Source organism: Stenotrophomonas acidaminiphila, from assembly GCF_001431595.1.
Taxonomy (GTDB): Bacteria; Pseudomonadota; Gammaproteobacteria; order Xanthomonadales; family Xanthomonadaceae; genus Stenotrophomonas; species Stenotrophomonas acidaminiphila.
The window spans coordinates 16,995-30,831 of record NZ_LDJO01000032.1; the positions used below are offsets into that span (position 1 = coordinate 16,995).

Here is a 13,837-nt window from a genome sequence, read left to right on the forward strand (position 1 = left end):
CGCATCAATGGTCGTGGATGCCGCCGCGGGTCAACGCCGCCGGGTCCAGCAGGCGCCTGAGCTCCGCTTCCGGCAGGCCGCTGTCCTCGCGGGCGATCTCCAGTACCGGACGCTGCTCCCGGTAGGCGCGCTTGGCGATGGCCGCGGCCTTCTCGTAACCGATGATCGGGTTGAGCGCGGTCACCAGGATCGGGTTGCGCGCCAGTGCTTCGCGCACCCGTTCCTGCTTGACCACCAGCCCGGCGAACACCTTGTCGGCCAGCAGGGTCATCACGCTGGACAGCAGCTGGATCGAGTCGAGCAGGTTGGCCGCGATCAGCGGCAGCGCCACGTTCAACTGGAAGTTGCCGGTCTGCCCGGCCACGGTGATCGCGGTGTGGTGGCCGATCACCTGCGCGGCGGCCATCACCGTCGCCTCCGGGATCACCGGGTTGACCTTGCCCGGCATGATCGAACTGCCCGGCTGCAGGGCCGGCAGCTCGACCTCGCCCAGCCCGGCCAGCGGCCCCGAGTTCATCCAGCGCAGGTCGTTGGCGATCTTGATCAGCGCCACCGCCAGCGCGTTGAACTGGCCGGACAGTTCCACCGCATCGTCCTGCGCGGCCAGCCCTTCGAACTTGTTCTGGGCGCTCTCGAAGCGGGTGCCGGTCGCGGCCGACAGCGCGCGCGCCACCTTGCCGCCAAAGCGTGGATCGGCGTTGATGCCGGTGCCGATCGCGGTGCCGCCCAGCGGCAGCCGGCGCAGCCGTTTCAGGGCGTCCTCGATGCGCCCCTGCGCCGATTCCAGCTGCGCCGACCACGCGCCGAACTCCTGCGCGAAGGTCAGCGGCATCGCGTCCATCAGGTGGGTGCGCCCGGTCTTGACCACCTTGCCCAGCGCGCGCCCGCGCCGGTCGATGGTGCGGCGCAGGTGCCTGAGCGCCGGCAGCAGCGTCTCCACCGTCTGCAGCTGCGCCGAGACCCGGATGGCGGTGGGAATCACGTCGTTGGAACTCTGGCCGAGGTTGACGTGGTCGTTGGGGTGCACGCGGGTCTTGCCGGCCTTGCCGCCCTGGTTGGCCAGCGTGGCGATCACCTCGTTGGCGTTCATGTTCGAGGACGTGCCCGAGCCGGTCTGGTAGACATCGATCGGGAAATGCGCGTCATGGCCGCCGGCGGCCACGTCCAGCGCCGCCGCGCGGATCGCCCGGCCCACGCCCTTGGGCAGCAGCCCGAGCCCGGTGTTGACCTCGGCGGCACTGGCCTTGATCAGCCCCAGCGCGCGGATGAAGGCGCGCGGCATGCGCTGCCCCGATACCGGGAAGTTCTCCACGGCGCGCTGGGTCTGCGCGCCCCACAAGGCCCCGGCCGGCACCTGCAGCTCGCCCATGCTGTCGTGTTCGATCCGGTATTTCCCGCTCATCGGCATTCTCCCAGCCATTGCCCAAGGAAGGGCCCGAGGATACGCCGCGCGCACGCACGCCGGGGTGCGCGCGGCGCCTGGACCGGCGCCGCGGGCGGCCGCTCCACGCAGGCCGTAGAATATGCGCCCCCGTCCCAGCCCCTGCCCGCCGACATGACCGAAACGTCCCGCCCGGAAGCCGCCCTGCTCGCCCTGTCACCGCTCGACGGCCGTTATGCGTCCAAGGTCGACGCGCTGCGCCCGATCTTCTCCGAGTACGGCCTGATCCGCGCGCGGGTGAAGGTGGAGATCGAGTGGCTGCTGGCGCTGGCCGCCGAGCCCGGCATCGGCGAGCTGGCCGGCTTTTCCGACGCCGCCAAGGCGCGCCTGCGCGCACTGGCCGATGGTTTCTCGGTGACCGACGCCGCCCGCGTCAAGGACATCGAGCGCACCACCAACCACGACGTCAAGGCGGTGGAATACTTCATCAAGGAGCGGCTCAAGGACGATGCCGAACTGGCGCCGGCGCTGGAGTTCGTGCATTTCGCCTGCACCAGCGAGGACATCAACAACCTGTCCTACGGGCTGATGCTGGCCGAGGCGCGCAGCCAGGTGCTGCTGCCGACCCTGCAGGGCATCGCCGCCTCGCTGCGCCAGCTGGCCCACGCCCAGGCCGCGCAGCCGATGCTCTCGCGCACCCACGGCCAGACCGCCTCGCCGACCACGCTGGGCAAGGAAGTGGCCAATGTCGTCGCGCGCCTGGAGCGGCAGATCCGCCAGATCGGCGCGGTCGAGCTGACCGGCAAGATCAACGGCGCGGTGGGCAACTACAATGCCCACCTGGTGTCGTACCCGGACGTGGACTGGCCGGCCTTCGCCGAACGCTTCGTCACCTCGCTGGGCCTGGTGTTCAACCCCTACACCACCCAGATCGAACCGCATGACAACGTCGCCGAGATCGGCGATGCCACGCGCCGCGCCAACACCATCCTGATCGACCTGGCCCGCGACATCTGGGGCTATGTCTCGCTGGGCTATTTCAAGCAGAAGCTCAAGGAAGGCGAAGTCGGCTCCTCGACCATGCCGCACAAGGTCAACCCGATCGACTTCGAGAACGCCGAGGGCAACTTCGGCGTCGCCAACGCGCTGTTCGAGCACTTCAGCGCCAAGCTGCCGATCAGCCGCTGGCAGCGCGACCTGACCGACTCCACCGTGCTGCGCGCGCTGGGCACCGCGTTCGGCCACACCCAGGTGGCGCTGGAATCGCTGGCCAAGGGCCTGGGCAAGCTGGAGGTGAACCCGCAGCGCCTGGACGCCGATCTGGACGCGGCCTGGGAAGTCCTGGCCGAAGCCGTGCAGACGGTGATGCGCCGCCACGGCCTGCCCAATCCGTACGAGCAGCTCAAGGCGCTGACGCGCGGCCAGGGCATCACCGCCGAATCGATGCGCGGCTTCATCGAATCGCTGGACCTGCCGGCCGATGCCAAGCAGCGCCTGCGCGAGCTCACCCCCGGCGGCTACGCCGGCCTGGCCGCGCAGCTGGCCCGGGCGATCTGACCGCGGCCCGGCCGATATCCCGCGGGTATCGGGGTTCGCCGCGCGTACAACGGCCAGGCCAGCACCTGGCCGTTGTCGTATCCGCCGGGGCCATCGCCACTGCCGGCCCCGCCCGGCGGCCTGCCGCCGGCACGCGGCCGACGTCTGGAACAATCGCCGCCAATCGTGTAGAAAAGCGCGGTTGAGGTACCGCCAGCCGCGGTGACCGGCTTTGCCGGGCAGGACGCACGGGCCTGCAAGACGAAGCGCCATGACAGCCACTCCCCCGGGGTGGCTGTCATGGCGCTTTTTTAATGCCCAGGTTTTCAACAGGGGGATTCATGGGTGCTGTCGAGACATCGCGGACGCGGGATGCGGAGGCCATCGAGGCGGACCGGCTGTTCCTGCTGATGCTGGCGCTGCTGGGGATGGCGGCGCTGGCCCATGCACTGGATTCGGGCAGCTGGGCCCTGTTCGTGGCGGCATGCCTGCCCACGGCCGGGTTCGCCGGGTTCCAGGTCTGGCAGTCGCCCGGCAGCCGGCGCAGCCGCCTGGCGATCGCACTGGCACTGGCGGCGGCGCTGGCCGCCGCCCCGCCCGCCCTGGGCGATGCCGGCGGCGTGGCCGTCGTTGCCATGCTGCTGTGCTATCGCGACTGGGCGCCGCTGGCGCTGGCGGCGACGGGCCTGCTGCTGCCGCTGTTGGCATTGCAGCCGGCCGCCACGGTGGCATGGCCGCAGATCGCCTGGGCCGCAGCCATGGCGGGGTTCGCCTGCATGGTCGCCGCGCGGCTGCGGCGTTCCGGTGCGGCGGCGCGCCTGCCTGCCCACGAGGAACCGCCGGCGACCACGCAGGCACCCGCCGCGGCGGGCGCCGCCCCCGCCGGCTTCCATGTCGAGGCCGCGCTGTGCGCGCTACGCACCGGCATGATGATCGCCGACCGCGAGCATCACATCGTCTACGCCAACCAGGCCGTCATCGCGATCCTGCGCAACCAGCGCGGGGAGCTGCTCAAGGCCTTTCCCGACTTCGATCCCGAGCGCCTGATCGGCGCCAGCATCCACTGCTTCCACCGTGATCCGGCGCGTATCCGCGCCCTGCTCGATACGCTCGACGGCACCCATTCCGGGCGCATCCAGATCGGCGAGGCGCATTTCAGCCTGAACGTCACGCCGATGGTCGACGGCGACGGCCAGCGCCACGGCTTCGTCGTCGAATGGCACGACCGCACCGCCGAAGCCCGCATGGAGCACGACATTGCCACGATCATCGATGGCGCCGCGCAGGGCCGGCTGGACCAGCGCCTGCACGCCACCGGCGAGGCCGGCCTGATGGGACGCCTGTCGCGGGGCGTGAACCGGCTGCTCGACGCCACCGCCGAAAGCGCCGACGAAATGCGCCAGCTGCTGTCGGCGTTGTCCCGCGGCGACCTGGGCCGCCGCATCACCCGCGATTTCGAGGGGGTGTTCGGGCAGATGAAGACCGATGCCAACGCCACCGCCGAACAACTGGCCGCCATCGTCGCCGGTATCCAGCAGTCCGCCGATCGCATCTCGGCGGCCGCCACCCGCATCGCCGCCGGCAACGACGAACTGTCGACGCGCACCGAGCGGCAGGCGGCCACGCTGCGCGAGGCGGCCGCCTCGATGGACCGGCTCACCGCCACCATCGGCGACAATGCCGGGGCGGCGCACCACGCCAGCCAGCTGGCCGAGGGCGCCGCGACGGTCGCCCGCCAGGGCGGCCAGGTGGTCGACGAGGTGGTGCTGACGATGCGCGCCATCGAAACCGCCTCGCGCAGGATCGGCGAGATCATCGGGGTGATCGACGGCATCGCCTTCCAGACCAACATCCTGGCCCTGAACGCGGCGGTCGAGGCCGCCCGCGCCGGCGACAGCGGGCGTGGCTTCGCCGTGGTCGCCGCCGAAGTACGCACGCTGGCGCAGCGCTCGGCCATCGCCGCCCATGAGATCAAGGACCTGATCGGCAACTCGGTGGACAGGGTCGCCGACGGCTCGGCGCTGGTGGAGAGGGCGCGCTGCACCATGATCGACATCGTGTCCTCGGTGCAGCATGTCACCGCCCTCACCGCCGAGATATCGACCGCCTCGCGCGAACAGAGCGCGGGCATCGCGCAGCTCAACCAGACCATCGCGCAGATGGACAGGAGCACGCAGCAGAATGCGCAGCTGGTGCAGGAAACCGGATGCGTCACCCATGACATGGAGCGCGAGGCCACCCGCCTGGCGCACGCCGCGGCCCGCTTCCGGCTGGCTGCCCCGCCGCCGGACGCCGCGATGGAGGTACCCCGCGCGGCACCGGCGATGGCATGGTGAGAGGATGCCCGCATGCCGGGAAACGATGGAAGCTTTTCACGCAAACATGGAACAGGAACAGATGTCGAGCATGCTCCACCCCACGCCCGGCGCCGGACGCGTCCGGCCCGATCCGGAACCGGACGCCGCGCCCGCGGCGCTGCCCGCGTCCCCCACCACAGGAATGCGGCATGGCCCGGATCATCTGCACTGACCCGGGGCTGGCCACGCGGCTGCGCACGCTCCTGGCCGAGACCGGCGAGGCCGAGGTCATCCAGCAGAGCTGCGACTGCGACCGCGCGCCGCTGTGCCGTTGGCTCGATCCCGATCCGCTGGGACCCAGCGGACAGGTCCAGGCCACGCTGTACGAGGCCATCGAAACCCTGGAGCGCAGCCGGCACGCCTTCCGCTCGCGCGAGATGGGGCAGCTGCGGCAACGCCTTACCCGCCTGCTGGAGGACCTGGCAGGCGCCGCTTGACCCGGGTGCCGCGCCGCGCGCGGACCCGCTTTGCCGGGCAGGACGCACGGGCCTGCAAGACGAAGCGCTGCGACGGCCGTTCCCGACGGGACGGCCGCCACGGCGCTTTTTTCATGCTGGTCTTCAACGCAAGAGGAAACCATGGGTGCCGTCGACACACTGCAGGAGCTGATGCGGCGCATTGGCCTGGAGCAGGCAGAGATCAGCGAACGCGGCCGCCTGCTGGAATGGCGGCAGGACGATGCGCAGCGCCTGAACGAGAACGCCGCGCGCATGGCCGGTGCGCAGGCCGCCTTCATCGAGCGGCTCTACCGCCATCTCGACGACTTTCCCGCCCCGGCCGCGCTGCTCGGCGACACCGGCACCGTGCACCGGCTCAAGCAACGGCAGCTGGAGTACTACCAGCGGCTGTGGCAGGGGCCCTACGACCGCGACTACATCGACAACCGCCTGCGCATCGGCCTGATCCACCACATCAACGGGGTCGAACTGAAGTGGTACCTGGCCGCCTACCGGCTGTACCTGGAACAGATGCTGGCCCCGCTGTGCGGCCAGGGCGCCGACGCGCAGCTGTTTTCCAGCCTGCTCAAGGCGGTGTTCTTCGACATGACCCTGGCCATCGACACGTACAGCGCCGCCCAGCGCAAGGCGCTGGAGGACAGCGAGGCCCGCTTCGCGCGCGCCCTGCGCGGCGCCCATGACGGGATCTGGGACTGGCACCCGGGCGCGGACACGCTCTACGTCTCCGAACGCTGGGCCGAAATGATCGGGCTGGAGCGGCGCAACCTCGGCCAGACCAGCGATGCCTGGTTTTCCCGCGTCCACCCCGATGACCTGCCCGGCCTGCACCAGGCCATCAATGCGCACCTGCACGGCGAATCGCACTGGATCCACCACGAATACCGCATCCGCTGCCGCAATGGCGACTGGCTGTGGGTGCTCAGCCGCGGCGTGGCCGAGGCCGAACGCGACGGGCAACTGCGCATCACCGGCTCGCAGAGCGACATCAGCCGGCGCAAGGCCGTCGAGCACCAGCTGCACCACGCCGCCCGCCACGATCCGCTGACCGGGCTGGCCAACCGCCTGCGCCTGGACGAACTGCTCCTGCACACCCAGCGCCAGCTGCACGAAACCGGCAACGGCCAGGCCGCGGTGCTGTTCATCGACCTGGACCGCTTCAAGCTCATCAACGACAGCTTCGGCCACCTGTTCGGCGACGGCGTGCTGGTCGAGGTCGGCCGCCGGCTCGCGCAATGCCTGCGCGCCGACGACCACCTGTTCCGCTTCGGCGGCGACGAATTCGTGGTGCTGCTGGCCGACCCCGGCAGCGCCGGGCGCGCCGAACAGGTCGCCCAGCGCATCCTCGGCCACCTGCACCAGCCGATGCGCGTGGACGACCGCACCCTGGTGGTCAACGCCAGCATCGGCATCGCCACCCTGCAGGCCAGCGCCGACCTGAACGACGCCCTGCAGGCCGCCGACCTTGCCCTGCACCAGGCCAAGCAGGCCGGCAAGGCCCAGTTCGCCCACTACAGCGCCGGGCTGCAGGCCAGCGCGCAGCGCCAGCTGGAGCTGGAGAGCGCGCTGGGCCAGGCGCTGGCACGCGGCGAGTTCGTGCTGCACTACCAGCCGATCCACCGCCTGGACGCGCACGACCCGCCGATGGTCGGGGTCGAGGCGCTGCTGCGCTGGCGCCACGACGGGCGCCTGGTTCCGCCGCTGGAGTTCATCCCCTCGCTGGAGGAATCCGGGGAAATCGTCCAGGTCGGCGACTGGGTGCTGCGCGAGGCCTGCCGGCAGACGCGGGCCTGGCAGCTGGCCGGGCACCGGCACCTGTACTGCTCGGTCAACCTCTCCCGGCGCCAGCTGCAGCAGGACGATTTCGTCGCGCGGGTGGTCGCCATCCTCGATGACACCGGACTGGCCGCGGCCAGCCTGGTGCTGGAGATCACCGAGACCCACCTGATGCAGGACAGCAACGCCACCCTCGGCGCGCTGCGGGGCCTGGCCGCGCTCGGCGTGCGGCTGGCGCTGGACGACTTCGGCACGGGTTATTCGTCGCTGGGTTACCTCAAGCGCTTCCCGCTGCACATGCTGAAGATCGACAAGAGCTTCATCGCCGGCCTGCCCGGCGACGCCGAGCTGGAGGTGATCAGCCGCGCCATCATCGGCCTCGGCCACAGCCTCGGCCTGGAGGTGGTGGCCGAGGGCGTCGAGCACCCCCGGCACCTGGAGTTCCTGCGCGCCGAAGGCTGCCCGCTGGCCCAGGGCTACGGTTTCAGCCCGCCCTGCCCGGCGGCGATGCTGGAGCGCCTGCTCCAGGACGGTGCTGCGTCGCCGCCGCTGCCGGCCCCGCATCCGGCGGCGCTAGGCGCGTCGGCGGCGACTGGGTGACAATGCGGTTTCCGTCGGCGGACACCGCCGCCCCCGTTTCCAATGGTATTGCGCGCGATGAAAAAGACCTCTTCCCCCCTGCCCCTCGAGATCAGGGCCAGCGCCCGCCATCCGCTGGGCATGCCCGCCGAGCGCTTCCTGCGCGACTACTGGCAGAAGCGCCCGCTGCTGATCCGTGGCGCGTTCCCGGATTTCCAGACCCCGGTGATGCCCGAAGACCTGGCCGGACTGGCCTGCGAAGAAGGCTCGCTGGCGCGCCTGGTCACCCACGACCGCGCAACCGACGGCTGGACGCTGCGCAACGGCCCGTTCCGCGAAGAGGATTTCCCGGGCATGCCCGACCACGACTGGACCCTGCTGGTGCAGGACGTGGACAAATGGGACCCGGACGTGCGCGCGCTGATCGAGCACTTCAACTTCCTGCCGCGCTGGCGCATGGACGACGTGATGATCAGCTTCGCCGCCACCGGCGGCTCGGTCGGCGCCCATGTCGACCAGTACGACGTGTTCCTGCTGCAGGCCCACGGCCACCGCCGCTGGCAGATCGACGCCAGCGAATCGACCAGGGGCAAGCGCCCGCCGCTGGATTTCCGCCCCGACGTCGAACTGAAGCTGCTGCGCAAGTTCAAGCCGACCCACGACTGGGTGCTGGAACCGGGCGACATGCTGTACCTGCCGCCGAACGTGCCGCACCACGGCGTCGCCGAAGATCCCTGCCTGACGTTCTCCTTCGGCATGCGCGCGCCGTCCTCGGCCGAGCTGATCAGCGACTGGCTGGATGACCTGGTGGCCGACGCCGACGAGGCCATCCGCTACCAGGACCCGGACCTGAAGCTGCCGGAAGACCCCAACGAGATCGACGCAGCGGCAATGAAGCGCGTGGTCACCGCGCTCAATGCGCTGCGCATGAACGACCCCGACCGCCTGGGCGACTGGTTCGGCCGCTTCATCACCACCTACCGCGCCGCCGGCGACATCCTGCCCTCGCAGGCCCCGCCCGCCCCCGCGGAGGTGGACGGGGTGCTGGACGAGGGTGGCCTGCTCGAGCGCCATCCGTGGGCGCGGCTGGCCTGGCGTCGCGCCACCCGCGGTGCCGTGCTGTACAGCAGCGGCCATGCCTTCCCGTTGCCGGTCAAGGACGCGCAGGGCCTGGCCGCGGCCGAACGGATCGATGCACCGCTGTTCCGCAAGCTGTCGGCCAAGGGCCGCAGCGCGGTGATGGAACTGCTTGCCGGCGGCCACTACCAGTTGCTCGACGCCGAGACCCTGGCGGCGATGCAGGCCGAGCAGGACGCGCTCGACGTCATGGAGGAAGCGTTCGATGACGCGTTCGACGACGAAGCCGACGCACCTGAGCTGGAAATCGAGGTGTTCGAGTACGCCCAGGCCGGCGAAGGCGAGCCGGCCAGCGGCGCCATCGACACCGTGCAGGTGAACGAGGAAGGCGTCGAGGTCGTGGTGATCTGCGACGACGGCGACGACGAGGACGGCCCGGCGGCATGACGCCGGCGGCGTTCCATGTGGAGGCGGCCGACTACGCCACGCGGCAGGCCCTGCTGCATGGCGTGCGCCGCGCCGTGTTCGTCGACGAGCAGCAGGTCCCGGCCGCGCTGGAAAGCGACGACCTGGACCCGCTCAGCCACCATGTCCTGGCGCTGGATGCCGATGACCACGCCATCGGCACCGGCCGGCTGACGCCGCAGCATCGCATCGGCCGCATGGCGGTGCTGGCCGGATGGCGCGGCAAGGGCGTCGGCGAGGCGCTGCTGCAGGCGCTGGTGGCCGAAGCGGCACGCCGCGGCTGGGGCGAGGTGACCCTGCATGCCCAGGTCCACGCCCGCGATTTCTATGCCCGCAACGGCTTCCTGCCCGAGGGCGCGCCATTCACCGAGGCCGGCATCGTCCACCAGACCATGCGCCGCCGCATGGACGGCGCCATGCGCGTGCAGGATGCCGACCAGGCCGAGGCAGCCATGGCGACGGTGATCCACCGCGCCCGCCGCAGGCTCCTGCTGGGCTGCCGCGGCGGCGATACCGCGCTGCTCGCGCAACCGGCGGTGCTGCAGGCGCTGCGCCGCTTCGCCACCCGGCGCCACGACAAGCAGGCCCTGGTACTGCTCCACGATGGCGAACCCGCGGCCATGCCCACGGCGCTGCTGGCACTGTTGCAGCGACTGCCCACCGTATTCGCGCTGCGCCTGCCGGCGGACCCGGGCGACCCGTCGCTGGCGCCGGCCAGCGTCATCAATGACAACGGCGACTGCTACTTTCGTCCAATGGGTGACCGCTTCGAGGGCGAGCTGTGCCTGGACATGCCCGCACCGGCCCGCCAGCAGGACGCGCTGTTCCAGCGCGCATGGGACGCGGCAGCGGTCTGCGAAGGGTTCCGGACGCTCGGCATCTGAGCCCTGTCGGGCGCGGTCAACGCATGGCCCGACATTAACCCGGGGGACAGCGTGTGTGCCCCTTCCTGTCCCCGCGAGGGTATAATTCAGCGGTTTCATCACGCCCGCGCGGCGCCCTGCTGCAAGGTCCCCGCCGGTTCCAGAAGCCATACCCCACAAGCGAATCCGACCCTCCATCGTGGACAATCTCCTGAAGCAGTTTGCGCAGTCATCGCAACTCGCCGGCGGCAACGCCTCCTATATCGAGGACCTGTACGAGCAGTACCTCGTCTCCCCGGACAGTGTGGACCCCAAATGGAAGTCCTACTTCGACGGTTTCAAGGGCCGCGAGGCAGGTGATGTCCCGCATTCGGCCGTCATCGCCCACATCGCCGAGGCCGGTCGCAACGCCTCCAGCGCCGTGGCCGGCAGCGGCGGCGGCGACGAGCGCGAGCGCAACGTCGGACGCCTGATCACCGCCTACCGCTCGCGCGGCCACCTTGGCGCGCAGCTCGACCCGCTGGGCCTGACCCCGCCGGTCAACCCGCCCGACCTGGGCCTTGCCTTCCACCACCTGTCCGATGCCGACCTCAACGACGAGTTCAGCACCGGCGGCGTCGGCGGCCAGCCGCGCATGAAGCTGCGCGACCTGCTGGCGCGCCTGAAGGCGACCTATACCGGCTCCATCGGCGCCGAGTTCATGTACATCGCCGAGGTCGACCAGCGCCAGTGGCTGTACCAGCGCCTGGAAAACGCCGGCGGCAACTACAACCTCGATGCCGACACCCAGCGCCGCACGCTCGAGCGCCTGACCGCCGCCGAGGGCCTGGAGCGCTACCTGCACACCAAGTACGTCGGCCAGAAGCGCTTCTCGCTGGAAGGCGGCGACTCGCTGATCCCGATGATGGACACGGTGATCCGCGGCGCCGGCAAGGACGGCGTCAAGGACGTGGTGATCGGCATGGCCCACCGCGGCCGCCTGAACGTGCTGGTCAACACCCTGGGCAAGAACCCGCGCAAGCTGTTCGACGAATTCGAAGGCCGCTTCGAACACGACGACCGTGCCGTCGCCGGCGACGTGAAGTACCACATGGGCTTCTCGGCCGACGTCGCCACCGCCGGTGGCCCGGTGCACCTGGCGCTGGCGTTCAACCCGTCGCACCTGGAGATCGTCGACCCGGTGGTCGCCGGCTCGGTGCGTTCGCGTCAGGAACGCCGCGGCGACGCCGCGCGCAAGCAGGTCATGCCGATCCTGATCCACGGCGACGCCGCGTTCGCCGGCCAGGGCGTGGTGATGGAGCTGTTCCAGATGTCGCAGGCGCGCGGCTTCGCCGTCGGCGGCACCGTGCACATCGTCATCAACAACCAGGTCGGCTTCACCACCTCCAACCGCGACGACTCGCGCTCGACCCTGTACTGCACCGACATCGCCAAGATGGTCGGCGCGCCGGTCCTGCACGTGAACGGTGACGACCCGGAAGCGGTGGTGTTCGCCGCGCAGCTGGCCTACGACTTCCGCCAGCAGTTCCACAAGGACGTCGTGATCGACCTGGTGTGCTACCGCCGCTGGGGCCACAACGAGGCCGACGAGCCGGCGATCACCCAGCCGCTGATGTACCAGGTGATCCGCAAGCACAAGACCACCCGCGAGCTGTATGCCGAGAAGCTCGAGGCCGCCGGCGTGATCCCCGCCAACGGCGGCAAGGCGCTGGTCGATGCCTACCGCGACAAGCTCGATTCGGGCGAAGTCACCACCGAGCTGGCGCAGGTCGAGAAGACCCCGCCGACCAGCAAGCTGTACGTCGACTGGCCGAAGCTGCTGGCCGGCAAGCTGTCCGACCCGGTCAGCACCCAGGTGCCGATGGCCGAGCTGGCCCGCCTGGCCAAGCTGATCAACACCATCCCCGAGGGCGTGGAACTGCACTCGCGCGTGGCCAAGGTCTATGACGACCGCCGCAGGATGGCCGCCGGCGAGATCCCGGGCGACTGGGGCTTTGCCGAAAACCTGGCCTACGCCACCCTGCTCGACCAGGGCCATGGCCTGCGTCTGGTCGGCCAGGACGTCGGCCGTGGCACCTTCACCCACCGCCACGCGATCCTGCACGACCAGAAGACCGACGCCTATTACCTGCCGCTGCGCCAGCTGGTGCAGTCGCCGGAGCAGGCCACCATCATCGATTCGCTGCTCAGCGAGGAAGCGGTGATGGCCTATGAATACGGCTTCTCCACCACCGATCCGAACACGCTGTGCATCTGGGAGGGCCAGTTCGGCGACTTCGCCAACGGCGCCCAGGTGGTGATCGACCAGTTCATCGCCTCCGGCGAGGCCAAGTGGGGCCGCATCTCCGGCCTGACCCTGCTGCTGCCGCACGGCTACGAAGGCCAAGGCCCGGAACACAGCTCGGCGCGCCTGGAGCGCTTCCTGCAGCTGTGCGCGCTGGAGAACATGCTGGTCTGCGTGCCGTCGACCCCGGCCCAGGCGTTCCACATGCTGCGCCGCCAGCTGTGCATGACCACCCGCAAGCCGCTGGTGGTGATGTCGCCCAAGTCGCTGCTGCGCCACAAGCTGGCGGTCTCGACCCTGGACGAGCTGGCCAATGGCGAATTCCAGCACCTGATCGGCGACGCCAACGCCGACGCCAAGAAGGTCAAGCGCGTGGTGCTGTGCTCGGGCAAGGTCTACTACGACCTGCTGGAAGACCAGACCAAGCGCGGCCAGGACGACGTGGCCATCATCCGCGTGGAGCAGCTGTACCCGTTCCCGCGCACGCTGCTGGCCGCCGAACTGAACAAGTACGGCAAGGCCGCGGACGTGGTCTGGTGCCAGGAGGAGCCGATGAACCAGGGCGCCTGGTACCAGATCCGCCACCACCTGCAGGCCTGCCTGGCCGACGGCCAGAACCTGCACTACGCTGGCCGTCCGCGTTCGCCGTCGCCGGCCGTCGGCCACATGGCCGACCACCTGCGCGAACTGCAGCAGCTGCTTGCCGATGCGCTGGTCAATCCCTTCAACGACCAGTTCGCTGAATAACTCTCCCCCTTTCACGAAGAATACGAACCAGGAAGCCCCTGCATGGCCACCGAAGTCAAAGCCCCGGTACTGCCCGAATCCGTCGCTGACGGCACCATCGCCACCTGGCACAAGAAGGTCGGCGACGCGGTCAAGCGCGACGAAAACCTGCTTGACCTGGAAACCGACAAGGTCGTACTCGAGGTCCCGTCGCCGGTCGATGGCGTGATCAAGGAGATCAAGTTCGCCGAAGGCGCCACCGTGACCAGCAGCCAGGTCGTGGCGATCATCGAGGAAGGCGCGGTTGCCGCCGCTCCGGCCCCGGCTGCCGCCGAGGC

The 13,837-nt window shown here is 69.9% G+C and carries 9 protein-coding genes; 8 read left to right on the forward strand and 1 reads right to left on the reverse strand.

Annotated features, from left to right (window positions below; all coding sequences use genetic code 11):
* Positions 1 to 4: 4 nt before the first annotated feature.
* Complete coding sequence (locus ABB33_RS11460; protein WP_054668705.1) at positions 5 to 1,402, reverse strand: class II fumarate hydratase; 1,398 nt, start codon at positions 1,400 to 1,402, stop codon at positions 5 to 7.
* Positions 1,403 to 1,555: 153 nt separating this feature from the next.
* On the opposite strand from ABB33_RS11460, the gene purB reads away from it, so the two are divergent.
* The 8 genes from purB to ABB33_RS11500 form a co-directional block, all read left to right on the forward strand.
* Positions 1,556 to 2,938 carry an adenylosuccinate lyase gene (purB, locus tag ABB33_RS11465; RefSeq protein ID WP_054666591.1) on the forward strand — a complete coding sequence of 461 codons (1,383 nt, stop codon included), beginning with the start codon at positions 1,556 to 1,558 and terminating at the stop codon, positions 2,936 to 2,938.
* A 320-nt stretch (positions 2,939 to 3,258) separates the two neighbouring features.
* Positions 3,259 to 5,253 carry a methyl-accepting chemotaxis protein gene (locus ABB33_RS19200; RefSeq protein ID WP_056932202.1) on the forward strand — a complete coding sequence of 665 codons (1,995 nt, stop codon included), beginning with the start codon at positions 3,259 to 3,261 and terminating at the stop codon, positions 5,251 to 5,253.
* A 170-nt stretch (positions 5,254 to 5,423) separates the two neighbouring features.
* Complete coding sequence (locus ABB33_RS11475) at positions 5,424 to 5,711, forward strand: hypothetical protein (RefSeq protein WP_054666595.1); 288 nt, start codon at positions 5,424 to 5,426, stop codon at positions 5,709 to 5,711.
* Between the two features lie 141 nt (positions 5,712 to 5,852).
* Entirely contained in the window at positions 5,853 to 8,105 is a 2,253-nt protein-coding gene (locus ABB33_RS11480; RefSeq protein ID WP_082394049.1) for a putative bifunctional diguanylate cyclase/phosphodiesterase, read from the forward strand.
* A 57-nt stretch (positions 8,106 to 8,162) separates the two neighbouring features.
* Positions 8,163 to 9,608 carry a ribosomal protein uL16 3-hydroxylase gene (locus ABB33_RS11485; protein ID WP_082595075.1) on the forward strand — a complete coding sequence of 482 codons (1,446 nt, stop codon included), beginning with the start codon at positions 8,163 to 8,165 and terminating at the stop codon, positions 9,606 to 9,608.
* Entirely contained in the window at positions 9,605 to 10,510 is a 906-nt protein-coding gene (locus ABB33_RS11490) for a GNAT family N-acetyltransferase (RefSeq protein WP_056932204.1), read from the forward strand. Before ABB33_RS11485 ends, ABB33_RS11490 begins: the two co-directional genes overlap by 4 nt.
* 178 nt (positions 10,511 to 10,688) lie before the next feature.
* On the forward strand, positions 10,689 to 13,520 hold the full coding sequence (locus tag ABB33_RS11495; RefSeq protein WP_054666599.1) for a 2-oxoglutarate dehydrogenase E1 component: 2,832 nt from the start codon (positions 10,689 to 10,691) through the stop codon (positions 13,518 to 13,520).
* Positions 13,521 to 13,562: 42 nt separating this feature from the next.
* Positions 13,563 to 13,837 (forward strand): biotin/lipoyl-containing protein (locus ABB33_RS11500; protein WP_338108055.1); only part of this gene is annotated, 275 nt, incomplete at its 3' end.

Bases quoted from the DNA above. Each gene is read 5' to 3' on its own strand.
- purB (WP_054666591.1), top strand. From the start codon at position 1,556: ATGACCGAAACGTCCCGCCCGGAAGCCGCCCTGCTCGCCCTGTCACCG.
- ABB33_RS19200 (WP_056932202.1), top strand. From the start codon at position 3,259: ATGGGTGCTGTCGAGACATCGCGGACGCGGGATGCGGAGGCCATCGAG.
- ABB33_RS11480 (WP_082394049.1), top strand. From the start codon at position 5,853: ATGGGTGCCGTCGACACACTGCAGGAGCTGATGCGGCGCATTGGCCTG.
- ABB33_RS11490 (WP_056932204.1), top strand. From the start codon at position 9,605: ATGACGCCGGCGGCGTTCCATGTGGAGGCGGCCGACTACGCCACGCGG.
- ABB33_RS11485 (WP_082595075.1), top strand. From the start codon at position 8,163: ATGAAAAAGACCTCTTCCCCCCTGCCCCTCGAGATCAGGGCCAGCGCC.
- ABB33_RS11475 (WP_054666595.1), top strand. From the start codon at position 5,424: ATGGCCCGGATCATCTGCACTGACCCGGGGCTGGCCACGCGGCTGCGC.
- ABB33_RS11460 (WP_054668705.1), bottom strand. From the start codon at position 1,402: ATGAGCGGGAAATACCGGATCGAACACGACAGCATGGGCGAGCTGCAG.